Genomic DNA, 22,386 nt, shown 5'->3' on the forward strand with positions numbered 1-22,386 from the left:
CAAGCGCTCCCCGACCACACCCGGAGAGGGCGCTCCACCTATCCGAGCGTGGCGCCTGCGTCTCCAGGTTCAGTTCTCACATCAAATCAGGCAAAAATGTTCAATTGAACTATCTGTCCAACCGGCCGGGCACGTTACATGGGCCCGCCCGTGCCCAGAACCCACCGACCGGCTCCGCCGGGACCTTCTTTGCGAATCACCGGATCAATCTACCGTCGCCCCCGGCAGCCGACCAACCAATCGTCATAGCAGCTACACATCAACGCAGGTAGTCGGGCCGTAAGAGGTTTGCCAGGAGGATGTTGCGGTTCTCACATGCGTCACCCCCGCCCCAAACCGGCGCTTTCGCGCCGCTGGAGGCGGGCGCCTATGGCACCCGCCGTCACGACCCGCGCACCCGCGCCGGGTCATAGAGATGGGATTCCGCGCACGACACCGCCGGCGTGAGCGCGCGGCCCACCAGGATCACCGCGGCCTGCCGCAGTCCGGCGGCCTCGACCTGGTCGGCGATGTCGGCCAGGGTCCCACGCAGGATCAATTGCTCGGGCTGGCTGGCGCGGTAGACGACAGCGACCGGGCAGTCCGGGCCGTACTCGGCGGCCAGTTCGGCGACCGATGCGCGGGTGCGGGTGACGGCCAGGTGCAGCGCGAGAGTGGCGCCGGTGGCGGCGAAGTTCGCCAGCGCTTCCGACTCGGGCATCGCGGTGGAGCGGGCCTGCGCCCGGGTCAGCACCACCGACTGGACCAGCTCCGGCACGGTCAACTCCGCACCCAGCACCGCCGCCGCGGCCGCATAGGCGGGCACGCCCGGCGTGACATCCCACCGCACCCCGTGCGCGTCCAACCTGCGGGTCTGCTCGGTCAGCGCCGAATACAGCGACGGGTCGCCCGAGCACAGGCGGGCCACGTCCTGTCCGGCCCGGTCCGCGCGCAACAGACGCTCGGTGATCTGGTCGAGATCCAAGCGCTGGGTATCGACCAGTTCGGCGTCCGGCGCGCAGTACGCCAGCACGCCGGGATCCAGATAGGTCCCCGCGTACAGGCACACCGGCGACGCGCGGAGCAACTCGACCGCGCGCACCGTCAACAAATCGGCCGCGCCCGGCCCGGCCCCGATGAAGTGCACGGTCATGCGCGCGAGTGTAGGCCGACGCCTATCGCCAGATGTCCGGCTACGGGTGCTGCGCGGCGAACGCCTCCACCTCCAACCCAGCGCTGTCAGTCCGTCCCCGCCTGGGGACTGTAGGCGCTCAGCCCATGATCGAGGGTCCATATGGTGGTCGGTATTCGCGAACGCATCTCGAAACTCTGGCGTTCTGCCAGCACGCACAGATCCCCCAATCCGACACCATTCTGGGCGTGTGTAACGTAATCCGCCCCGGAATCAGCGCCTTCAAGAAGTCTCTCCAGAAATCCCCGATTCCAAGGCACATCGTGCAGCACCCACGGCGCCTTCCCAGCGCAGATCAGTTTCAGGATGCCTTCCAGCCTCTGGGCGGTTTTCCTACGCAGCCCGCCATTGGACAATTGCGCAATGAAGTTACCTGTCTCTATTACAGCGGTAATCGGCAAGATGAATCGTTGGTCCAGATCGATGCGCTTTTTCAGTTCTTCGCGGACCGACTCCGCGTGCTGATCACGCCCGGGCACTGGAACGAGATTGCACAAAATAGTGGTATCTATGAAGACGACTTGCCGCATCAACGGATACCCAGCAATCTCTCGAATTCACCGAAGTCACCCGCGTCGTCTTCGGGTCCACCGACCAGCTTCCCGGCGCTTACCGCATTTCCAAGCGACCCTTCGGCAAGCGCTGTGGTGTACCCCGGAACTTCCATTAATCGCGTCAAGAGGCTATGGCCGGTTTCCGGATCTCGATGGCAAACGACGACATTTTCGTTGAGGGACCCTTCGGCGGCATCGAGGATCGCCGGGCTGTGCGTGGTCACGAGCACACTTGTTCCCGGCGTCGCACTGCTCGTCCTGACGAGGTCGAGCACGCGCCGAGCTTGCGACGGATGCAGGCCGTTCTCGAGTTCTTCGATGACGATGAGCACACCGCCACCGGGTTCTTCGTCGTCGGCCGATTCCGTGCGCGCCCGGACCAAAGAATCGACATCCAAGCCGTATCGAGACGACAGTAGTGCGGTCGCAATCGCGGTGAATCGCAAGAGGCCGTCACTCATCTCGCGCGCCGGAGTCCGTTCGATTATTCCCACTTTCCCATGTTTTTCGTCGAGGGCAAGCATCACGTCACCCAACTCCGACGAAACGAAACTTATACTTTGGACACCCTCATCGTCGGCAACCGCTCGAACCAGATCCTGGACACGATCGAATGCGGCTGGATCACGAATCATCAACGTTTGCAGTGCGGCCGAAAGATTCTCACCCGTCCGTCGCAACTCCGCATCTCGCTCAGGAACGAACCCTCGCATAAGATGAGGCACGGGATCGAGGTGGAATATTCCCCTCAGCGCTAGTAGCACCGCCTCCACTCCTCTTATGACAGATAGCTCAGCGCCGTTTGTCCCAGCAAGCGCGAGCGGTACCTGACCGATGATCAGCCGACTGTCCCGAAAAGTAAATGGCGTGTTCGGGCCGCGCTTACCGTTGTGTACCTCTGCCACGATCCCGGTGCCGGGCGCACCAGGTTCGCGAGTCTCGACGAGCGATCCGTAGGTGACCTTGCCGCTTCGCACCGCCTTTGCCGGACCGCACAGTTTCTCCGCCACCACACGCAGATCGGGCCGCACCTCGACCGCGAGGTCGTAGTCGTATCGATCGCCATCGAGTTCGACGGAGCACCCGAGTTCGAAGCGCTGCGTCCCATGCGGTGGACAACCCGCTGATCCGCCCCTGACCGTTCCTCCCTCACGCCTGCGGCCGTCGAGCGCGTCCGCCAAGTCCTCACCTTCGGCGAGACGCGCCAGTACCTCCAACCCGTCGAAGGCGTTCGACTTTCCAGAGCTGTTGCGGCCGATCAGAATCGTCGTGCCCTTCAGCGGCAGAGTCGCACCGCGAAAAGACTTGAACGCGGTTAGACGCAACTCGATGAGGCGAGATGGGATCACAACGTCAGCATATGCGGCCAGTGTTCTCCGAGGCCCGCTACTTGTCGCCGAGTCCGATGCTCGCACAGCAACTTGACCGGCCACCGAAGGAGGCGGACTCGCCGGTCGAGCCACTCCGATCAGCGTGCGCGCTCAGGCGGTGGCGTCGAAGTGGGCGATCACCTTCTCGGGGCGGAGGCGGACGACGAGTTCGCCGGGGACGCCGTTGCGCTTGCCGAATTCCTCGGCACGGTCGGCGCCCATGTAACGGCCGGCGATCTCGGTGGCGGTGCGCAGCAGTTCCTCCGGGTCTTCCGAGAGCGTCACCGTGCCGCGCAGCTGGACCGACGCGTAGGGCGGTTCCTCCAAGTCGACGCACACCGAGACGCGGCCGTCCCGGGCGAACGCCTTGCCCTTCGCGGTGGACTTGCCGGTGTTGAACACCAGTTCGTCGCCGTCGACGATGAACCACACCGGCGTCACCATCGGCCTGCCGTCAGCCGTCACGAACGCCACCTTGCCGGTGCGGGTGCCATGGGTCAGAAACTCGCGCACTTCGGGATCGGAAAGAGAGGCCATCCGCTCACCCTAGGTGGTGACTGCCGACAGCTCGGCTCGGTTGGTTCGTTCGGCTGGGTTCGGCCGCGCGATTCACTCGTTGCGTCGGTATCGACCGCGGTGGAAGGCGATCAGCGCGCACCGTGCCGGACTGCCGACCCACTGGCTGTCTGCGGTGGACTTTCGTCAGCGCTGCCAGTTGGTGTCGGGGTTGGGAGCGGGCTGTTGGGGCCACTGGGCGTTGGGGCCGCCCGCGGCAGGCCGCTGGTACTGGGCGGGGCCCATGGTCTCGGCGTTCGCGCGGGCGAGCAGGTCGGCCACCTGCGGTCCGGCGACCGGTGACGATGCGCCGCACCAGGTGCACTCCAGGTGATGCTTGGTGCTGAGCGGGAAGAGCGGAATGAAGAAGAGCGTGAACTTGGTGACGAGCTGCGCAGCGCGTGCGCGGCGGGATTGCCGCAGCGGCCGCAGATCAAGGTGATCATGGCGAGCGTGTGGATACGCTTCTGCCAGCCCCAGATCAGCATGTGAAACCCCCGAAGATAGAAAATCCGATGCCGGTCACAGTAGTCGATCGGCGCGGCCTCGGCTCCAGTGAAGAGCGGCCGTTCCCGCGGTCACAAGGGTGCAGTCATCCGGGCAGTGGCGGTCGCGCGTCCGCGTCACAGCATGCCGCGCTCGCGAGCCCGCGCCACCGCGGAGGTGCGCGAACGCACGCCGAGTTTTCCGTATATATGCACCAAGTGGGACTTGACGGTGGTCTCGCTGAGGAACAACTGCTTGGCGATCTCGCGGTTGGACCGGCCGTCGGACACCAGCCGCAACACCTCGATCTCGCGCCTGCTCAGCGTGGTGTCGGCGCGGCGCACCCTGGTCATCAGCTTGGACGCGACCGCGGGCGAGAGCACGCTGTCTCCCGCCGCGGCCGACCGCACCGCGGAGAGCAATTCGCCGGGCGGTGTGTCCTTGAGGATGTAGCCGCACGCGCCGGCCTCGACCGCGCCGAGGATGTCGGCGTCGGTGTCGTAGTTGGTGACCACGAGGACGTTCGGCGGGCTCGGCAACTCACGCAGCCGCGCGGTCGCCTCGACTCCCGACCGGCCGGACCCGAAACTCAGGTCCATCAGCACGAGGTCGACCGGCGTGGTCGCGCAGAACGCGACGGCGGCCTCCGCGGTGGCCGCCTCGCCCACGACGGTGATGTCGTCGGCGACGTCCAGCAGCGCGCGCAAACCGGCGCGGACGATCGCGTGGTCATCGGCGAGCAGCAGGCGGATCACTCGGAATCCTCCGCGCCGAGGTCGCGCGAGTCCGTGCCTCGGGTGTCCGTTCTGCCCTGGTCGGGCGGACCGGTCTCGGGCCGGCCGTGGCTGCCGGAGACCGGCCCGACCGGGTCCGAGGCAGTTGATTCCGTCCGGGCCGATTCCGTGCGCGGCGGATGTGCCATGCCGAGTGGCACCGCGCCATGTTCGCCCGCTTCGGGTTCGGCGCAACCTGAGACAGTGTCGAGCGGAAAGGACACGGTGACTGCCGTGTGCCCCGGCTCCGACTCGACCGCCATGACGCCGCCCTGCTCATGTACCCGCGATCGCATGGCGGCCAGCCCGAACGATCCCGCCGGGCTGCGCTCCAGCAGTTCGGGAGCGATGCCGACGCCGTCGTCCACCACGTCGAGATGGATCGCGTCGTCCGCATAGGTGAGCGTCACGCGCATCCGGCCCGCACCGGCGTGCCGGATCACGTTCGAGACCGCGCCTTGCGCGATCCGGACCAGCGCGGCCTCGATCGGCATGGGCAGTCGCTCCGGCGGACCCTCCACCACGAACCTGGCATTCAACCCGGGCGCGGCGGCGCGCCGAGTGATCCGCTCCAGCGCCTCGGCCAGTGACTGTCCCTCCAGCGCGGCGGGAGCCAGTTCGGCGATCAGTCGCCTGGTCTCGGCGAGGTTCTCCGCGGCCGCCTCCCTGGCCAGCCGGATCCTTTGCAGCGCGGGGTGATCCGGCGCTTCCCGCTCGGCCGCGTGCAGCAGCAGTTGAATGGAACTCAGCCCCTGCGCGACCGTGTCGTGGATCTCGGCGGCCAGCCGCTCCCGCTCGGCGAGCTTGCCCGCCGTGCGTTCCTGTTCGGCCAGTATCGCTCTGGTGCTGAGCAATTCGTCGATCAGTCGCTGTCGTTCCGCGGCCTCGCGGAACAACGCCTGATAACCGAGCCCGATCCCGACCGCGACGGCGGCTCCGATGACCGGGCCGACCACACCGGCTACCGACCAGCCCCGATGCAGGCCGAAGCCGACTACCGCCACGGCGGTCGCGGCGGCCACGGCGCAGAGGTTCCATGGACGCGGCAGCAGGTGCAGGTACAGGAAGAACAGGCCGAAGGCGAGATAACCCGCGTCTGGCGCGAGTACGACCAGCCCGAGCCACAGGGCCGTCAGCGCACTGAGCCACACCGGAATCGCGCGCCGTTTCCCCGCGAACCATGCACCCGCGAAATAGGCCACGAGGAAGGCCGCGACGAGACCGACGGTCGCGGCCGGATGTGCCGCGCCGGGCAGCGCCGCGCGCACGGCGACCACCACCGCCAGACCGGTCATCAGCACGTGCAGGCCGAGCCGCAACGTGGTGAAAACCGGGGTCAACGGGGACGAGTGCACGGTGCCAGCTTATGTACGGCTATCGCCGGGGCATCCATCGAAAGGTGGAAAACCACCGCCGACTTTCGCTCATCCGCGCTTCCTCCCCCGGCGCGATGGAAACGGCCCGGCGCGGCGCGAGGGTGGAGACATGTTCGTCGCACTCCGAGACCTGCGCGCCGCCCGCGGCCGGTTCGCACTGATCACACTCGTCGTCACGCTGGTGGCGGTGCTGGTGAGCTTCCTCAGCGGGCTCACGGCCGGGCTCGCGCACCAGAACGTCTCGGCCGTCGAGTCGTTGCCCGGCGATACCGTCGTCTTCGCCGACACCGGCGGCGCTCCCTCGTTCGACGGGTCCATGCTGACCGGAGAGCAGATCGCGACTTGGCGCGCCGCCGCCCGCGGCGTGACGCCGGTGGGCATCGCCCGCGGCAAAGCGAACGGTGACGGCTCCGCCCCCGCGCAGGTCGCCCTGTTCGGCACGGACACGGCATTCGGCAACCGTCCGGCGACCGATGCGGGCACGGTGCTGCTCAGTACCGGCGCGGCCGCCGATCTCGGTGCCGTGCCCGGCGGTTCCGTGGTGATCGGCGGCCGCGCGTTCGTCGTGTCCGCCGTTCGTGGCGACGACTGGTACAGCCATACGCCCGTGGTCTGGCTGACGCTCGCCGACTGGCAGGCGCTCAACCCCCGTTCCGGCGCGGCCACCGTGCTCGCGGTGTCGGGGACGACCGATCCGGACGCGGTGAACGCCACCGCGCACACCAGGACCACCGACTTGTCCGGAGCGCGCTCGGCGATCGGCTCCTACCAGGCCGAGAACGGCTCGCTCACCCTGATGACCGCCCTGCTGTTCGCCATCTCCGCGCTGGTGATCGGCGCGTTCTTCACCGTGTGGACGATTCAGCGGATGCCCGACATCGCCACACTGAAAGCGCTGGGGGCGACTTCGGGGTCACTCGTCCGCGACGCACTCGTCCAAGCCGCCACCGTGCTCACGGCCGGTATCGCGACCGGCCTCGGGATCACCGTCGCCGCGGCGACATTGCTCGGCGATGCGGTGCCGTTCGTGCTGAGCCCGGCCACCACGCTGCTTCCCTCGCTCGCGCTGATCCTGCTCGGCTTACTCGGCGCGGCGTTCGCCCTGCGCTTCCTGTTCACCGCCGACCCGCTCACCGCGCTCGGCGCGGGCCGCTGAACGCAGGCGTCCGCACGGCACGATCGCCAACCGCTGCACCCGGATCGCCTCATCAGCGCACCCGAACCGCCCGACCGCCCTCAGCACGGAGTTTCGATGACACCCACCACCACGCTCACCCTCGCGGATGTGACGCTCACCTACCCCGACGGCACCGGCCGGCTCACCGCCCTGGACCGAGTGAACCTGCGGGTCTCCGGCGGCGAGATCGCCGCCATCACCGGCCCTTCCGGCTCCGGCAAGTCCAGCCTGCTGGCTGTGACAGCCACCCTGATCCGCCCGGAGTCCGGGCGCATCCGTCTCGTAACCCCCCAGGAAACAACCGATCTCGCTGACGTGACCCGTCGCGAAGCCGCCGCGCTGCGTCGCTCGTCGATCGGCATCGTCTTCCAACAACCGAACCTGATTCCGGCACTCACCGCCGTCGAGCAACTCGAGGCGATGGCGCATCTCGGACAGCGGATCATCACGTCACGCCGACACCGCCGAACGACCCGCGACCGCGCACTGGCACTACTGGACTCGGTCGGGCTCGCCGACCAGCGAGACAAGCGCCCCGCGCAACTGTCCGGCGGTCAACGGCAACGAGTGAACATCGCCCGCGCCCTGATGAACGCACCGTCCCTCCTGGTGATCGATGAACCCACCAGCGCACTGGACACCGAACGCGGCGCCGCGGTGATCGACCTGATCCTGTCCGTCGCCCACGAACACGAGGCCGCCACCCTCCTGGTCACCCACGACCGCTCCCACCTACACCGCATGAACGCCGTCTACCGCATGGTCGACGGACGCCTCACCCCGGAGACCGCAGCGGCCGCGGCCCCAGTGACGCCATAGGTCGACAGCTGACGGACCGCCCGGGTTGACAACAGAACGCAGCGGACTCCTCGCGCCTCTGACCCTTTCGAGCTCGGCGGACACCTGTCGCGGTTAGTCCGTCGACCAGGTATGGCTACGGCGGATAGCAATCCCATTGGTGTACAGCCAGTTTCGCGAGTGGCTGCGGCATGGCTCGCCGCGACGGCGGTTGCCATGGCGCCGATGATCGCTCGGGATGCCTACGGGTGACTTCGGTGGAGAGCGCGGCCTGCGCTGCGGCCCGGTCCAGGTTCCCGGCGAAGTGCGCCCCGAGTGGGGCGACCCGCACGCCGGCGGGCGCCCGGCGAGAAGGTCGGATAGGGAACGGTCGGGCACGAAGAACTGGGCGCCCAATGCGTCACCGACGGATAGACGTCGAGGCTGTCGGGTTGGTATTCAATAAGCGTGTGCATATCATCTGCTCATGCTTACTAACTCTAGCGAGAACCGTTCCGGCGACCGGCACAGCGGCACGGATGAACAGCCGTTTTCCGACGAAACCGTGCTGATGCCCTGGCAGGCCGGGCCGCTGCACGACAGCCGGGGCCCGGTGTTCGTCAGCGTGACCGACTTTCTGGCCGCCTCCGAAGAGGATGTTCAGGCGATCTACAAGACGGGAATGCGACTGGGCCGGAACTGGCCGGTGATGCACGGCGCGGTCGGCCTGTGGCTGTGGGCTCGGCCGTCGGAGTCACGCGGCGGCTCGATCTCGGTGTGGGAAACCGAGCAGGACATGCGGCGGTTCGTGCGCTGGCCGGTGCACGCCGACATCATGCGGAAGTGGCGCGGCCGGGTCGGTCTCGCCACCGACTCGTGGCAGGCCGCCACGTTCGAGAAACAAGAAGTGTGGGCCGGGCGCGCGACACGATCGAACGGCGCCCGCACCCGCAGGCCGGATGACTCAGCGGATCAGGGTGGCAGCACGTTGGCGTCGGCCGGGATCATGCCGAGCTCACGTATCTTCTCCAGCCGGGTCACCGCGCCGCTGATGGCGTTGTCGTGCAGACCCGCGTCGCCGAGCGCCGCCCGAAAGCGGTCCATGTCCACATTCTGCACCGCGCGAAAGACATCGTCTTCGAGACGTTCACCCTTCTGCGCCGTGACGAAGTCGGAATCGATCTCGATTTCGAGCGGCCGAGGCGACAGCGGGAACGATCGACCGTGATCGATGGCCACCACTTCCAACTGCCCACCGCGTTCGACAGTGCGGTAGTTGCCGGGATGGCGATCCATGGCCCCGATGATGTAGTCGAGTACTCCGACCTGCTGTTGCTGAGTTCTCGAATACTCGCCCACCGGCCTGAACGGCTCGGACTCGACGAATTGCTGAATCATGCCCGGCCTGGGACGGCCGTCGGGTCCTATCACGCCGTCGGTCCGTGCGGTCGGCGGCACTCTGCCGAAGCCGAGCAGTTCGTCCACACGGTATGCCGCGATCTCCCGGCTCGTGAGCGCACCAGGCGCGTGCACGAAAGGTAATCCCGCGTCGTATCTCTCGCCATCAATCGGTTTGTAGACGTTCAATTGCCCGTCGTCGGAGAGCATCTTCCGCACTGTGGTGGAGCTTTTCGCCACGGCTTCTCTCATATCGCCGTCGAAGCCGACATCGGTCGTCAACCGGCGCGCACGCATGGCGGATTCGGCGGCACTGGGCTGGTAATTCCACCTCTGCCGAGCCGCCTGCGCCGGGTGCGACCGCACCTGGGTGCGCGCTTCTTCCACCAGACGCGCGGACCGCTCGTCGACTGCCCGGAACTCGCGAGCACCGAGATCCAGGGTGCTGCTGGTGCGCCGGTAGGTGCCCGCCGCGGTCCGGGTCCCCAGATCGAGGGTTCTGGTCAAGCGCCGGGTGATATTGCGAAGTAGAGGGGTGACAGCGTCTCTCACCGAGCGGGCGGCGGGGCCGCGCCGTCCGAGCCCGGTGCCGGGATCGCGGACCAAGGCGTGCGCACGCCGGGCCGCTCCGGCTCGTCCGGGGTTTCATCGATGACGCGGTAATAGCTCATCGCCTGCGCATCGAGCAGCGCGCGCAGGAAACGCGGACCTTCGTCCGGCGTTATTCGCGCAGGCGAATCGAAGACTTTGATACCGCGCTCGTACAGCCTTTCAGCGAGCGGGCATCCGTTCCGATCGGTCACCGCGAGCGTCACGCCACCGCCGGGATCCAACCTGAACTCGGCTACGCGGCGCGTCCGCGAATAACCCACGTCGTAGATCGCGACCAGAGTCGGCGTGTACTCGGCCATGAACCCTCACCTTCACCTGCGACGAACCGCCCGGCAGCGGTCCAACATCCGACCGGAGCGAAGCTGCCGGAGCGAAATGTCGACGTCTCATGAGGGAATTTACTACCGAACGGTCTGTTTATCGCGGCAAGGTCCCGCGCGCTCAGCGCGATCGAACGGCGGCCGTGCCCACGGGCCGGGTGAGTTCGCGGATCAGCGCTGCCAGGGCAGGCAGCCCGGGCCCCGGAAACCCGGGTGCGGCGATGCGGCCGGACGCCGACCGACCATGCCGGGCGGCGGGAGGTACCGGGAATCGAGCGTGATCAGCGCGCACACCGCCATGATCTCGTCCGCGCGGAATTGCACATGGTCGAGCGCGGGCGTTATCACCGCGACCGCGCCGACGCGGCCGACCACGGTGAGCAGCGCCGCGAGCGAAGCGGGCGCGGTCGGACCGGCGACCAGCGTTCGCGCCAGATCGAAACCCGACGACTTCGCCATAGCGCGAATTTCCATCTCGTGCCTGCGCGTGCGCTGCCCGGAGATGTCGCGGCGCAGGTACCCGATCACTTTCGGCTTCATCATCACCTCTCGTTCGATGGGAACGCCCGCCGCCGGGGGCTTTCGCCACCATTCGCGGCTCACCGCGTCCGGAGTGCCTTGCCCCGCACGGCATCACCCCGACGGCGCGCGCATCCCGAGCCTCGAGGAACGAGAGGCGGATAGCCACGCTGTCAAGCGCACGAGACCAGGTGCGCGATATCTGCGGTTGTCGCTCCCCACCTGCGCGATCGTGCTTAAGTCGCTCCATCACAGCAAATTTCGGGGTCAGGGGGCCGAAGGTGAGGGACAACGAGATCGACGGCGTATGGGAGTCGCCGCAATTCCGCAAGTTGCTCGCCGAAGGACGGCCCGGTCAGGCCCTGGCCCTCGTCCGCAAAGAAATGGGCCTGTCTCAAGCCGATTTCGGCGCGCTGCTGCACTGGGACCGCACCCACGCGGGACGAGTCGAGCGCGGAGAAGTGGGAACCATCTTCGACATCCGCGAGCTCGTCCGCGCCGCCGACGCGCTTGGCGTGCCGCGCACCGCGTTGCTGCCAATCTTGCTGGGTCCGGCCGATCCGAGGACCATCGAAGATGGGGGTGAAGGAGCCGACGACATGGACCGCAGACAATTCGGCCTCGCTGCGACGATCACAACCTTGGCGGCAACCGCTCCGGCGGCCACGGCGCCGACGCGAGTCGGGTCCAGCCATGTCGACTACTTGCAGACGCTGACGCGACGCATGTGGCAGCACGACAATCACTTCGGAGGCGGAGACATCGCCGAATTCGCGCTTCGCCAATACGGTTTGGCTCGTCGCCTGCTCGACCACGGCACCTACGGCCGGGAAACCGGCGTGCGGCTGTTGGCCGAGACGAGCCGACTCGCTCGGTGCGCGGGCTGGCTTTGCCTGGACGCCGGTCGCCCAGCCGTCGCCCGGCGGTGCTACGTCGAAGCGGTGCTGATGGCCGAGCAGGCCGACAACGACGAACTGCTCGCCAATGCGCTGGCCAGCTTGACGTTTCTGACCACAGACCGGCCGACCAGCCGAGAACCGGTGCGGCTGGCACAGCGGGCCAGTCACCTTGCTCGCCGGATCCCATCGGCTCGGCTGAATGCCGTTCGCTCCGCGCGGGAGGCCGTGGCGCATGCGGCGATCGGCGAACGACAGGACTTCGATCGGGCGATGACGCGCGCCTGGCGCGAGGTCGATCGAGGGCTCGACGATGTCGACGAGCCGGTATGGCTGCACCACGTGACGCCGTTCGAGATCCGATCCATCGAGGCCAGAGGCCGGGTCTATCTGGGCCAGCACGACCGGGCGGTGGGCATCTACCGGGAAACTATCGGTACCCGCGGCACTCAGCGTCCGCGCGACGAAGCGTCGTACCGCGCCTACTACGCCGCAGCCCTCGCCGGCCTCGGCGACACCACCTCCGCCATCGCCGAAGCACACACCGCCCTCACCCTCCTCGAAGGACCCGTCAACTCCCCACGCCTCCTGGCCGAATTACGCCCTGTCCGCGCCGCCGCCACCCACACCCGAGGCGACAACGCCGAACACCTCCGCCACCGCTTCGACACACTCGCCCGCACGGCGTGACCTGGGCTCGACAAGACATGTAACTGCGCAGCGCAACCGCCGAGACCAAATGCGTCAGATCGGCGGTTGCCCCTTCACACCTGCACGATCGTGCGCAAAGACCGCTTATGACACAGCGTTCGGGTCAGGAGGCCGAAGTCGCGGATAGCGGTTCAGTGTTGCACCAAAATAATCATCCGTGGCTGCATTGCAATGTTTCTCCGAAATGTAGCATACTGTGCCGGTCGGCATGTATTCCGAGACAACCGCAGGGAGGTGCGCAGCATGGCAAGGCAGGCCCCTCGCTCCGCCGACACACCGTTGCGGCGCCATCTCGACGGCTCCGCGACGTCGCGTCCGACCGCTCTCGACGCCTTCCGCGAAGCCCGCAAAACCTTCCTCGCCGGCGACCGTGTGGACATGCAAGCGCTGGCCAAGGGTCTCGCCGTGGACCGCGCCACCCTGTATCGCTGGGTCGGCTCCCGCGACCAATTGCTCACCGAGATTCTCTGGTCACTGATCGAACCGACCCTCGCCCGCTCGCGGAAGGCCCACTGCCACTCCGGACCCCCCGCCGCGCCCGGTCAGTCCCCGGCCGCAGCCGTCATGAACGAGGCCATGCGCGCCGTCAACACGAATCCGGGCATGCAGCGCTTCATCGACCGCGAGGGCGACCTGGCCCTGCGCCTGCTGACAACCAAGGCGTCCGGTTTCGAGGCTCGACTGATCGAGCTGATCGCCGAGATCGTCCGCGAGGAGACCGCCGCCGGTCGCCTCCGGTCGTCGATTCCTTCCGAAGATCTGCCGTACGTACTGGTCCGCGTCATGGAGTCCTATACCTACCTCGGGCTCATCACCGGCCAGCAGCCCGACCATGATCGTTCTGCCAGGGTTGTCAACGCACTCCTACCCTGCGGGAAGACCAGCGGTCCGGATGCGGAGTAGGCCACCGGAAGCTGCGTGACGACAGGTGTATACCTCTTCAGCGGAATCCCCGCTTCCCCGCGAACCCGACGTCCACATCAGGTTTACCGGACCTGCCGGCGTATTCGACTACATAGCTTGCCGAACAGCAGTCCGAAACCTGTTGCGAAAGTGGTCCGAGAGTCACTGTCCGGAAGTATCGGCATTCGAAGTCGGCGATCAAAGCACTGAATACGATCGGCTGCCTTGTGAACGACTGTGGCTACTTCCCTGACTGCCACGGATATGAAGCCTGATCCTCGCCGGGCGCTCAGGTCATGCCGTGCGGGCGAGTGTGTCGAAGCCATTCAGCGCGTCGCAGCTTCTACCGCTGTCGCGTGCGTCCTCGGCTAGTTGCCGTATTGCTTGGTTTCCGGCCGTTCGATCATGATCGCGTGAGCTGGTTCCTCGGCCACCGGTCGGTGCTCGACTCCGCGAGGAACCACGAAGATCTCGCCGGGACCGAGTGTTACCGCCGCATGGTCCTGCAATTCGATGCGGAAGGTGCCGTTCCAGCAGAGGAACAACTCGTCTTCGTCGTGGTGATGCCAGGGGAATGCGCCCGATGCGCACCACGGCGTCGTTGGCGGTGGCCAGGTCGCGCGGCTGCCAGGGACCGCTCAGATCGTCGACGACATCGGTAATGGAGATCTTGCTCATGGGTTCATCCTCGCCGCGGCGAGGTCGGGACCCTAGAGCCGATCAGGCAGAATTGGTTTGCATATGGAGCCAATGGAACTTGCTGATCGGCTCGGTCGCTGGTCGACCGACCGAGGTCCGCTCTATGTCCTGCTGGCGCGGCGACTGCGGGTGTTGATCGATGACGGTGAGCTGCGGTCGGGCATGCGGCTGCCGCCCGAGCGCAAACTGGCGAAGGCTCTCGCGGTCGGGCGCAGTACGGTGGTAGCGGCATACGATCTGCTCGGCGCGGAAGGTCGCGTGGTGCGCCGACAGGGCAGTGGCACCCGGGTCGCGGGACCCGAGACGGTCCCGGCTCGCGAGACCACCCATTCCTCGGCCTTTCTGCAACTGCTCGAGCCGAGCGCCGATGTCATCGCGCTCGCTTGTGCCGCTCCGGGGAAACCGCCGCCCGAGTTGGCCCAGGCATATCGGCACATCGCGCCCGAGCTCGCCGCGGTCGAGGGCGACATCGGTTATCACCCAACCGGACATCCGCGGCTGCGCCGGGCGATTGCCGACCGATACCGAGCGCGTGGCGTGCCAACCGATCCGGAGCAGATTCTCGTCACCGGCGGCGGACAACACGCGCTGTCGCTACTCGCCCGCGCACTGCTCCGGCCCGGTGACCACGTCCTGGTCGAGGCGCCGACGTACCCGGGCGCGCTCGAGGCGTTTCGCGAGGCCGCGACGGTACTGCGGACGGGCCCGGTCGGCTTGGGCACGGTAGCCTCGGCGGCGCTCGCGTATGTCGTTGCGACATGCCACAACCCCACAGGTACGGTGCTTCCCGCGTCGGGACGGCGGGCCCTGGTCGAGTCGGCGAGAAGGGCCGCGGTGCCTTTGGTCGATGACGAGGTGCTGGCCGATCTCGGATTCCCTGGCACCGATCCGCCACCGCCGCCGTTGGCCCACTATGACGAATCGGTAATATCCCTCGGTTCGCTCAGCAAGGTCGTCTGGGGCGGGTTGCGTGTCGGTTGGGTGCGGGCACCGGTCCCGGTGATCGCCCGGTTGTCTCGGCTGCGCGCGGTGCACGATCTCGGCGGCAACATCCCAGCACAGTTGGCCGCCACCTGGCTGCTCCGCGATCTCGACCGATTGCGGGAACGAATCTCGCGCCAGCGCAGAGAAGGTCACGACCTGCTGGTGGCCGAACTGGCCGCGCGTCTACCGGAATGGGAGATCCCCACGGTGTCCGGTGGCCAGACGTTGTGGATCCGACTGCCCCATGGGGACGGCGCCTCCTTCGCTCAGCGCGCACTGCGACACGGGGTCGCGATCTTGCCCGGTGCCGGGCTGGATGCCTCCGGCGGCAGCATCGACCGCATACGGATCAGTTTCGTCGCCGAACCCCACGACCTGCGCGAAGCCGCACGCCGATTAGCCGAGGCATGGCGGACCTACGAACCACCTGACCAGCCCGTCGCGGTGTCACCGCCGCTCGCTATTTGAACGGACTTCCGTTCCGGCTGCGCTGCACCGTCCGAGTCGCGCGAACGCGTGCCGACTCGCACGCACGGCGTAAGCGCCGACCCGCACTCACTCGTTCCGCATACGTTGACCGGAGCGGTTTTCCGGCCGCGCGGTCGGGTGGGCAGGTCGCGGGCGGCGAGCGTCGTGGTCCGACGGGCCGCCGCCCGGTTGCCGACGCGGACCCCGGCCGCAGCCCAGCCGACGACCTCGCGACGGGGTGGTCCGCGACTCGCCGATGTCCACCGCGTCCGCCGAAAAGGGAAGCATGTCGCTCGGCCATCGCGCCGCAGGTGGGGCGGCCACCGTGTCCCTTGCCGGTCTGGGCATGAGGGTCGCGGCGAGTGTGGCGCCCGAGGCGAACAGGGCCGAGCAGATCCACATGGCCGCGCGGTAGCCCGCGCCGAACGCGACGCCGTCGGTGAGCGGCGTACGGGAGATGCCGACCAGGCCGGGGATCGCGGCGATGGCGAGTAACTGGGCGATGCGGGCGATCGCGTTGTTGACGCCGGAGGCGATGCCCGCCTCCTCGATCGGCACCGACGCGAACACGGATTCGGTCAGCGGGGCCACGAACACCGCCATGCCCGCGCCGAGCAGGACGACGCCGGGCAGCACTGCGGTGGCATATGAACCGTTCGCATGGATTCCGGCCAGTGACACCGATCCGGCAGCCGACAGCAGCAGCCCGATCGTCATCGGCAGGCGCGCACCGTGCCGCTGCGCCCACCGCCCGATGCAGCCCGACGACAGCAGCATGATCGCGGTGATCGGGATCGTCGCGGTTCCGGCGACGAGAGGCGAATACCCGGCGACGATCTGCAACTGGAGCAGCAGCAGGAACAGCACACATCCCAGGGCGGCATACACCGGCAACGTCACCAGATTGACCGCGGTGAATTGCCGCGACCGGAACAGCGCGGGCGGCACCAGCGGGTTGCGGACGCGGGTCTGCACGATCGCGAAGACGGCCACCAGCACCGCACCAGCCGCCTGCATCCCCACCTGCCCCGCGATGAAGCCGTAGGTCAGCGCCACCAAGCCCGTGACAACCACCGCCGTGCCGAGCAGATCCGGCCGCCGCGGCGCGTACGGATCCCGTGACTCCGGGACGCGGCGCATCGACACGATGGCCACGGCCACGGCCAAAGGGACATTGATCAGGAACACCGAGCGCCATCCGGCCAGTTCCACCAGCCAGCCGCCGACGATCGGCCCCACCGCACCCGCCACGCCCCCGAGACCGGACCACATGCCGATCGCCGCGCCTTGATCACGCGGATCCAGCGACGCCGCGATCAGCGCGAGACTGCCGGGTGTGATCAGCGCACCCGCGACACCCTGCACCACCCGCGCCGCCACCAGCGTCGCGACGTCCGGCGCGATTCCGCACCACGCCGAGGCCAGCGCGAACACCACACTCCCCCAGACGAATACCGCGCGACGGCCGTACCTGTCACCCAACGCCCCGCCCACCAGGATCAGCGACGCCAAGGCGAGGGTGTAGCCGCTCACCACCCATTGGAGATCCACCATGTCGGCGCCGAGGTCCGCCCCGATCCGCGGCACGACGAGATTGACCACGGTGGTGTCGAGGGAGACCAGCGCCGAACCGAGCACGGCGGTGGCCATGATCCACCGGCCCGTGCCGGACCGCAGCCGGGGACGTTCGGCGAACGTCGCCCCGGCCGCCGCGATGACGTCGCTCATCTGCCCGCGAGCACCACGGCGAAGCGCTCGGCGGGATCGGTCCAGGATCGCTGCGCCGGGAGCCCGGCCGCGGCCAGCTCGGCGTGGAAGTCCGCCAGCCGGAACTTCGCCGAGATCTCGGTGCGCATCTGCTCACCGGCGGCGAACTCGATCACCAGATCCAGGTCCGCGACGGTGACCGTCATGTCGGCGGTGGCCTCCAACCGCATCTCGATCCACCGGTTGCCGGGATCCCACACGGCGACGTGCGCGAACCGCTCGGGTTCGAAGTTCGCGCCGAGCCGGTTGTTCACCACGTGCAGGATGTTCCGGTTGAACTCGGCCGTCACGCCCGCGGCGTCGTCGTAGGCGGGCACCATGACGGCTGGATCGGTCACCAGGCCCACGCCCAGCAGCAACTGTTCCCCCGGCTCGAGCACGTCGTGCAGGCGCCCGAAGAATTCGGCCCGCTCCGCCGGGACGAGGTTGCCCAGCGTGCCGCCGAGCAGCGCGACGATCCTCCGCCCACGGCGTGGCAGCCAGTCGAGCCCGTTGGTGAAATCACTGACCAGGCCATGGACCTCGATCCGGGGGAACTCCGCGTTGATCCACCCGACCGCGTCCCGCAGAGCGGACTCGGAGACGTCCAAGGGCACATACGAACGCAACGAGCCGTGTTCACTGAACGAACGCAGCAGCAGACCGGTCTTCTCCGAGGATCCCGAACCGAGTTCGATCAGCTCCGTCGCGTCGGAGGCCCCGACCGCGATCTCCTGAGCACAAGCGTGCAGCAGCGCGCGCTCGGTGCGGGTCGGATAGTACTCGGGCAAGTCGGTGATCGCCTCGAACAGTTTGCTGCCACGGGTGTCGTAGAACCACTTGGGCGGCAGCCATTTCCGCGGTCCGGACAGTCCGGTCAGGACATCCGTGCGCAGTGCTTCGGCCAGATCCGCCTCGGTGATCCGGATGTCGATCGTCGCTTCCATCGGGATGGTTCCCTTCCAATGCCAGTACAGGGGTTTCGCGTCCGGTTTCACGACGCCGGAGCGAGCGCGTACCTGTCGCGGGTCGATTCGGCCCAAGCGACGACGAGGGGGGACACCAGCCCGGCGGCCAGCAGAACGAATCCCGTGATGTACCAGCCGGCGACGCCGATATCGACGCACAGCCAGGCGAGCAGCGCCGGACCGACGGTGTCGGCCATCCGTAAGCCGATGCTGAAAACACCCAGATACGCGCCGATTTCCCGCGGCGGCGCGAGCAGGTTCGACGCTTCGAAGCCGCCTGCCGTCTGCCACAGCTCCCCCACGCTCAGGATCGCGCCGCCGGCGACCAGGATGAGCACCGCTATCCAGCCGCCGTGGCCGTGCGCGGACGCGAACAGGACGCAGGCGACCAGGAACGCCCAGCCGCAGCGCCGCAGCGCCGCGCCCGCCGCTGGGACGTCGAGGACGCGCCTGCTGGCGCGGACCTGGAACAACACGACGATGGCGATGTTGAGCATGTCGAGCGTGGCGATCGACCAGCGCGGCGCCGTGGTCGCGCCGATGATCCACAAGGGAATGGCGACCGACTGGACGCGGTATTGCAGCGACAGCACACCGTCGAGCGCCGTCAATGCCAGATACGGCCGGTCGCGTAATGCCGCCCACCGGCTGCGGCCGCCGGGCGACTCGGTATCGACGGGTCGCAGCGCGGGCAGTCGGCCGACCAGCAGCGCCGCCAGGGCGAGAAATATCGCGCCGACGACGATCGCCGCGCGATAGAGCAGGGCGGAGTCGAATTGCACCGCCAGCGCGGACATCCCGATGCCGACAGCGATGCCCACGTTGAGCACCGACCGCGTGTACGCCCGGAACTCGTTGGCCCGGTCGGTGACGATCTTGGTGATGATCGCCGTGGTCAGCAATTGCACGCAGGCCTGCCCCGCGGCCGCCGCGGGAACGACGAGCAAATACATCGCGAATCCGTCGACCGCGAGGAATCCGAGCGTGGCGACGGCGGCGACGATCAGACTGCGACGCAATACCAACAGCGGATCATGCCGATCCGAGAGTTTGCCGACGAGTACTCCGCCGACAACGCACGCGGCGCCCGCGATGCTGAGCCCCACACCGACACGCATCGGCGAAATACGCACGATCCTGGTGAAATACAAGACCACGGTGGACAAATAGATTCCGCTGGAGACAGCGGATGCCGCGGTGATCAGGGTCAGCATGCGCTGCGGACCCGGCGGCGGTAGAGCTACGGAGAGCCGAGACACGAGAGAAGTCCGAGCAGATCAGGCGACCGCCGCCACAGGTGAATCGAGCGCCGTGCACACCATTCGGAACCCGGCCACGGTGCGCCGCACCGATTCCAGCACTTCCGCGGTCGATTTTCCGCGGATGCGGAATGCCGCACCGATATCGGCATAGCCGAACGTTTCGGTGATCACCGACCCCACCTGCGGAATCGAGCAGTGGTACGGGGCGTGGGCCTCCGGGACCGCCCAGTGCACGTCCACCACCCGGCACGGCGGCGTCACCGGCGGGTGGACGAGCAGTTCGGCGACCACCTCGCCGTCGGTGAGCGGCGCCGTGGCGGGCGTCCGGCCGAGCTGGATGTCGACCGCCGCGCCGAGCAGGTCGTATCGGTGCACCTCGCGCCACATATGGGTGGTTTGCCCGCCGCACGCGCGCGCGGCGACCTCCAGAAACTGGACACGGGGAGAATCGCCGTCGTCGCCGACGAAGAATTCGAGATGGAATACGGTCGGGACACCGGAGCTGAGTGCGGAAAGAACCGATTCGGCGAACTCTGTCAATTTACCGGTCAATGCGGGATCGTCGACCTCGATATAGCCCAGGCTTTCCGCATCGTTGGCGAAATCGAGGCATGTTCCGAGATATTTCGAAGCGCGCCACGGTCCGAGTTCGGAACCCGTCCACACGCCGTCGATGGCGCCGACTTCATCCGGGCAGAATTCTTGCACCAGAAATGGTTCGGACGCGAGGTCCGGCAATGCGGAGAAATCTGCTTCAGAATTCAGCTTGACCACATCGCGGCTGCCGGCGCCGAATCTCGGCTTGACGATGAGCGGAAATCCGGACGCCGCGGCGAATTCGGCGACCGAGGACAGGTCGGGTGCGGCGCGGAAAGCGGGAACGGAGACGTTCCGCGCGGCGACCGCCTTGGCCATCGTCAGCTTGTCGCGGAACCGGGTGACGTATTCCGCCCGGTCGCCGGGGATGCCGAATTCCGCGCGCAACTCCGCCGCCGCGAAGAGGTCGAACTCGTGCAGTGCGACAATGCGTTCCGGCGTGCCGAACCGTGCCGCGAGATCGCGCACGGCGCCGTGCACCGGAGTCGCGCCGTCGAGAACCGTGACCGCCGCCGCCTGCTCGGGTATGCCGTCGAGCAGGCCGCTCGCGCAAACATAGGTAACAAGATTACGAACGTGATCGATACGCTCGGTATACGGAACATCGACACCACGTACGCGGTGGATCACGGTCACGTGTGGTAGCACAGATTCCTCCGTTTGAAGTCGGCTCACTGAACTCGAATAAGGCGCCGGAGACGAAGACAGAGTTACGACTCCGCCCGCGCCCGGCAGCGCGGCGGAGAATCATCTGGTCAGGAGAATGTTTGTGCGTTCAGGTAGCGCGTGATCTATCCCTCATACTGCCGAGTATGCACCTTCCCAGCACTGGCAATTCTTCCCCGAAATGAGAAATGCCCGCATGTCTGACCACGTTGTACGCTGGCCTGTTCACCTCACCGGCGCCGCCGGAGCCGACAGCGACACAACATCAGTTCAGCCGATTGCTGTGAGTTTTCTTTGAGATAGCTGCGCACTCTCCGAACGGTCGAATACGTGTGATTTGTATCTCAGAGCGCCGCCCGGCCGGATACCTCGCCCGCTGAGCGACCGATGCCGCACGAGCAGGAGTGAGGCCAAGGATGCCGCCAGGAGCGGATGAAGACGAGTCGCATCGCCCTCCGGGGCCGAACACTTTCGCCACCGCTTCGACGCACTCGCTCGCACGGCGTGACCTTGGGCTCCGAACCTGTGAGGTCGCAGTGCAGCCGACACCCCCACAGCGCTGAACAACGACTCGAGACCTTAGAAGGCGTATCGGAGTATCCGGTTGGCTTGCCGGGACAGTGTGGGGCTGAGGGCTGTGGCGCGGGTTATGGCGCGGAGCGGTTGTGGGAAGAGGGCGACTTCGGGGGCTCGGGTGAGGAGTTGTTCTTCGATCAATGTCAGGTGGGCGCCCCAGGTTTGGGGTTCGTGGGGGTCGTCGAATCCTTGGGCGGCGCTGATGCCGAGGGCTTTGATCGAGGGGTGGTATTTCATGGCCCAGGCGGCGAAACGGGTGTAGCCGTTGAGGGCGAGTTCACCGGCCGGGAAGTGTGTGGTCGCCTCGCGGATCAGGGTGTGGAAGGTGTCGCCGGGCAGGAAAGGCAGCAGGCCCTCGGCGACGATCATGGCTGGGCGATCGGCGGGCAACTGCTCGGTCCAGCCCGGATGGGTGAGATCGACGCCCAGCAGACGGGAGCTGTGCGGAAGCGATTGCCCGCGCAGTTCGATGACTTCCGGGTAATCGAGGTCGTACCAGTCGACATCGGCGGATGGATCGCATCGGAGCATGCGGGTGTCCAGGCCGCAGCCGAGATCGAGTACCACCGCATTGCGGTGCGTCGCGGTGAACGCGCGCACCGCGTCGTCGAGTTTCTTGCCGCGTAGCGCCGTTCCGCAGATGAGGCTGGGTTTCAGCTTCAGTTTGGCGAAGTCGTAGTCGATTCGGTCGGCCAGCTCGGCTTGGCGGTTGTCGCCCAGGATCGGGGTGCGCGTGGTCGCGTCCAGCGCTCGGGCTCGCAGGGTGAGGAGCGCGGTTTCCTGAATCGGGTCCAGGTCGGGTCGGATTCGATGCACGATCGG

21 protein-coding genes are annotated in these 22,386 nt (G+C 67.1%); 6 read left to right on the forward strand and 15 right to left on the reverse strand.

All coding sequences use genetic code 11. The features are described from left to right. Positions 1-382 precede the first annotated feature (382 nt). The 4 genes from cobM to ACWEO7_RS00925 all read right to left on the reverse strand — a co-directional run bounded on the left by cobM (position 383) and on the right by ACWEO7_RS00925 (position 3,632). Complete coding sequence (cobM, locus tag ACWEO7_RS00910; protein ID WP_452419925.1) at positions 383-1,132, reverse strand: precorrin-4 C(11)-methyltransferase; 750 nt, start codon at positions 1,130-1,132, stop codon at positions 383-385. An 86-nt stretch (positions 1,133-1,218) separates the two neighbouring features. Then, positions 1,219-1,701, reverse strand: a complete 483-nt coding sequence (locus ACWEO7_RS00915) for a hypothetical protein (protein ID WP_452419926.1) — start codon at positions 1,699-1,701, stop codon at positions 1,219-1,221. Then, positions 1,701-3,074 (reverse strand): AAA family ATPase, encoded by a 1,374-nt coding sequence (locus tag ACWEO7_RS00920; protein ID WP_452419927.1) that lies wholly within the window; start codon positions 3,072-3,074, stop codon positions 1,701-1,703. Before ACWEO7_RS00920 ends, ACWEO7_RS00915 begins: the two co-directional genes overlap by 1 nt. Before the next feature lie 132 nt (positions 3,075-3,206). Then, a complete protein-coding gene (locus ACWEO7_RS00925; protein WP_452419928.1) occupies positions 3,207-3,632 on the reverse strand; it encodes a PPOX class F420-dependent oxidoreductase in 426 nt (141 codons plus the stop codon). 348 nt (positions 3,633-3,980) lie between these two features. Here ACWEO7_RS00925 and ACWEO7_RS00930 point away from each other — a divergent pair, with 348 nt between their 5' ends. Further along, on the forward strand, positions 3,981-4,142 hold the full coding sequence (locus tag ACWEO7_RS00930; RefSeq protein ID WP_452419929.1) for a hypothetical protein: 162 nt from the start codon (positions 3,981-3,983) through the stop codon (positions 4,140-4,142). A gap of 131 nt (positions 4,143-4,273) precedes the next feature. Here ACWEO7_RS00930 and ACWEO7_RS00935 read toward each other — a convergent pair whose 3' ends face one another. Next, positions 4,274-4,891, reverse strand: a complete 618-nt coding sequence (locus tag ACWEO7_RS00935; RefSeq protein WP_355074768.1) for a response regulator transcription factor — start codon at positions 4,889-4,891, stop codon at positions 4,274-4,276. Then, positions 4,888-6,264, reverse strand: coding sequence for a sensor histidine kinase (locus ACWEO7_RS00940; RefSeq protein WP_452419930.1), 1,377 nt, complete (start codon positions 6,262-6,264; stop codon positions 4,888-4,890). Before ACWEO7_RS00940 ends, ACWEO7_RS00935 begins: the two co-directional genes overlap by 4 nt. A gap of 130 nt (positions 6,265-6,394) precedes the next feature. Here ACWEO7_RS00940 and ACWEO7_RS00945 point away from each other — a divergent pair, with 130 nt between their 5' ends. After that, a complete protein-coding gene (locus tag ACWEO7_RS00945) occupies positions 6,395-7,441 on the forward strand; it encodes an ABC transporter permease (protein ID WP_452419931.1) in 1,047 nt (348 codons plus the stop codon). A gap of 96 nt (positions 7,442-7,537) precedes the next feature. Beyond that, a complete protein-coding gene (locus ACWEO7_RS00950) occupies positions 7,538-8,281 on the forward strand; it encodes an ABC transporter ATP-binding protein (RefSeq protein WP_452419932.1) in 744 nt (247 codons plus the stop codon). Between the two features lie 930 nt (positions 8,282-9,211). Here ACWEO7_RS00950 and ACWEO7_RS00955 read toward each other — a convergent pair. The 3 genes from ACWEO7_RS00955 to ACWEO7_RS00965 form a co-directional block, all read right to left on the reverse strand. Continuing rightward, on the reverse strand, positions 9,212-10,144 hold the full coding sequence (locus tag ACWEO7_RS00955; protein ID WP_452419933.1) for a hypothetical protein: 933 nt from the start codon (positions 10,142-10,144) through the stop codon (positions 9,212-9,214). Positions 10,145-10,185: 41 nt separating this feature from the next. Continuing rightward, positions 10,186-10,548 (reverse strand): hypothetical protein, encoded by a 363-nt coding sequence (locus ACWEO7_RS00960; RefSeq protein WP_379250625.1) that lies wholly within the window; start codon positions 10,546-10,548, stop codon positions 10,186-10,188. Between the two features lie 192 nt (positions 10,549-10,740). Beyond that, complete coding sequence (locus tag ACWEO7_RS00965; RefSeq protein ID WP_452419934.1) at positions 10,741-11,112, reverse strand: hypothetical protein; 372 nt, start codon at positions 11,110-11,112, stop codon at positions 10,741-10,743. Between the two features lie 167 nt (positions 11,113-11,279). Between ACWEO7_RS00965 and ACWEO7_RS00970 the strand changes: the two genes are divergently transcribed. Both ACWEO7_RS00970 and ACWEO7_RS00975 read left to right on the forward strand, forming a co-directional pair. After that, a complete protein-coding gene (locus ACWEO7_RS00970) occupies positions 11,280-12,674 on the forward strand; it encodes a helix-turn-helix domain-containing protein (protein ID WP_452419935.1) in 1,395 nt (464 codons plus the stop codon). A gap of 264 nt (positions 12,675-12,938) precedes the next feature. Continuing rightward, on the forward strand, positions 12,939-13,598 hold the full coding sequence (locus tag ACWEO7_RS00975; RefSeq protein ID WP_452419936.1) for a QsdR family transcriptional regulator: 660 nt from the start codon (positions 12,939-12,941) through the stop codon (positions 13,596-13,598). Positions 13,599-13,966: 368 nt separating this feature from the next. Here the strand turns inward: ACWEO7_RS00975 and ACWEO7_RS00980 are convergent, their stop codons facing one another. Then, complete coding sequence (locus ACWEO7_RS00980) at positions 13,967-14,143, reverse strand: cupin domain-containing protein (protein ID WP_452419937.1); 177 nt, start codon at positions 14,141-14,143, stop codon at positions 13,967-13,969. A gap of 205 nt (positions 14,144-14,348) precedes the next feature. On the opposite strand from ACWEO7_RS00980, the gene ACWEO7_RS00985 reads away from it, so the two are divergent. Then, complete coding sequence (locus tag ACWEO7_RS00985) at positions 14,349-15,749, forward strand: aminotransferase-like domain-containing protein (RefSeq protein WP_452419938.1); 1,401 nt, start codon at positions 14,349-14,351, stop codon at positions 15,747-15,749. An 87-nt stretch (positions 15,750-15,836) separates the two neighbouring features. Here the strand turns inward: ACWEO7_RS00985 and ACWEO7_RS00990 are convergent, their stop codons facing one another. The 5 genes from ACWEO7_RS00990 to ACWEO7_RS01010 form a co-directional block, all read right to left on the reverse strand. Next, positions 15,837-17,477, reverse strand: coding sequence for an MFS transporter (locus ACWEO7_RS00990; protein ID WP_452419939.1), 1,641 nt, complete (start codon positions 17,475-17,477; stop codon positions 15,837-15,839). After that, complete coding sequence (gene egtD, locus ACWEO7_RS00995) at positions 17,474-18,448, reverse strand: L-histidine N(alpha)-methyltransferase (RefSeq protein ID WP_452420029.1); 975 nt, start codon at positions 18,446-18,448, stop codon at positions 17,474-17,476. Before egtD ends, ACWEO7_RS00990 begins: the two co-directional genes overlap by 4 nt. A gap of 41 nt (positions 18,449-18,489) precedes the next feature. Continuing rightward, positions 18,490-19,677: an MFS transporter gene (locus ACWEO7_RS01000; RefSeq protein ID WP_452419940.1), complete on the reverse strand. Its 1,188-nt coding sequence runs from the start codon at positions 19,675-19,677 to the stop codon at positions 18,490-18,492. Positions 19,678-19,740: 63 nt separating this feature from the next. Continuing rightward, the gene (locus ACWEO7_RS01005) at positions 19,741-20,958 is read right to left on the reverse strand and encodes an ATP-grasp domain-containing protein (RefSeq protein WP_452419941.1); all 1,218 of its coding nucleotides are present in this window, start codon (positions 20,956-20,958) and stop codon (positions 19,741-19,743) included. Positions 20,959-21,567: 609 nt separating this feature from the next. Beyond that, on the reverse strand, positions 21,568-22,380 hold the full coding sequence (locus ACWEO7_RS01010; protein ID WP_452419942.1) for a class I SAM-dependent methyltransferase: 813 nt from the start codon (positions 22,378-22,380) through the stop codon (positions 21,568-21,570). Between the last annotated feature and the right edge of the window lie 6 nt (positions 22,381-22,386).

This window comes from Nocardia sp. NPDC004260 (assembly GCF_053603155.1).

What these genes read in the sequence shown, in the direction of transcription:
- ACWEO7_RS00945 (WP_452419931.1), top strand. Translation starts at nt 6,395, where the DNA reads ATGTTCGTCGCACTCCGAGACCTGCGCGCCGCCCGCGGCCGGTTCGCA.
- cobM (WP_452419925.1), bottom strand. Translation starts at nt 1,132, where the DNA reads ATGACCGTGCACTTCATCGGGGCCGGGCCGGGCGCGGCCGATTTGTTG.
- ACWEO7_RS00915 (WP_452419926.1), bottom strand. Translation starts at nt 1,701, where the DNA reads ATGCGGCAAGTCGTCTTCATAGATACCACTATTTTGTGCAATCTCGTT.
- ACWEO7_RS00965 (WP_452419934.1), bottom strand. Translation starts at nt 11,112, where the DNA reads ATGATGAAGCCGAAAGTGATCGGGTACCTGCGCCGCGACATCTCCGGG.
- ACWEO7_RS00985 (WP_452419938.1), top strand. Translation starts at nt 14,349, where the DNA reads ATGGAACTTGCTGATCGGCTCGGTCGCTGGTCGACCGACCGAGGTCCG.
- ACWEO7_RS01000 (WP_452419940.1), bottom strand. Translation starts at nt 19,677, where the DNA reads ATGCTGACCCTGATCACCGCGGCATCCGCTGTCTCCAGCGGAATCTAT.
- ACWEO7_RS00975 (WP_452419936.1), top strand. Translation starts at nt 12,939, where the DNA reads ATGGCAAGGCAGGCCCCTCGCTCCGCCGACACACCGTTGCGGCGCCAT.
- ACWEO7_RS00950 (WP_452419932.1), top strand. Translation starts at nt 7,538, where the DNA reads ATGACACCCACCACCACGCTCACCCTCGCGGATGTGACGCTCACCTAC.
- ACWEO7_RS00925 (WP_452419928.1), bottom strand. Translation starts at nt 3,632, where the DNA reads ATGGCCTCTCTTTCCGATCCCGAAGTGCGCGAGTTTCTGACCCATGGC.
- ACWEO7_RS00990 (WP_452419939.1), bottom strand. Translation starts at nt 17,477, where the DNA reads ATGAGCGACGTCATCGCGGCGGCCGGGGCGACGTTCGCCGAACGTCCC.
- ACWEO7_RS00960 (WP_379250625.1), bottom strand. Translation starts at nt 10,548, where the DNA reads ATGGCCGAGTACACGCCGACTCTGGTCGCGATCTACGACGTGGGTTAT.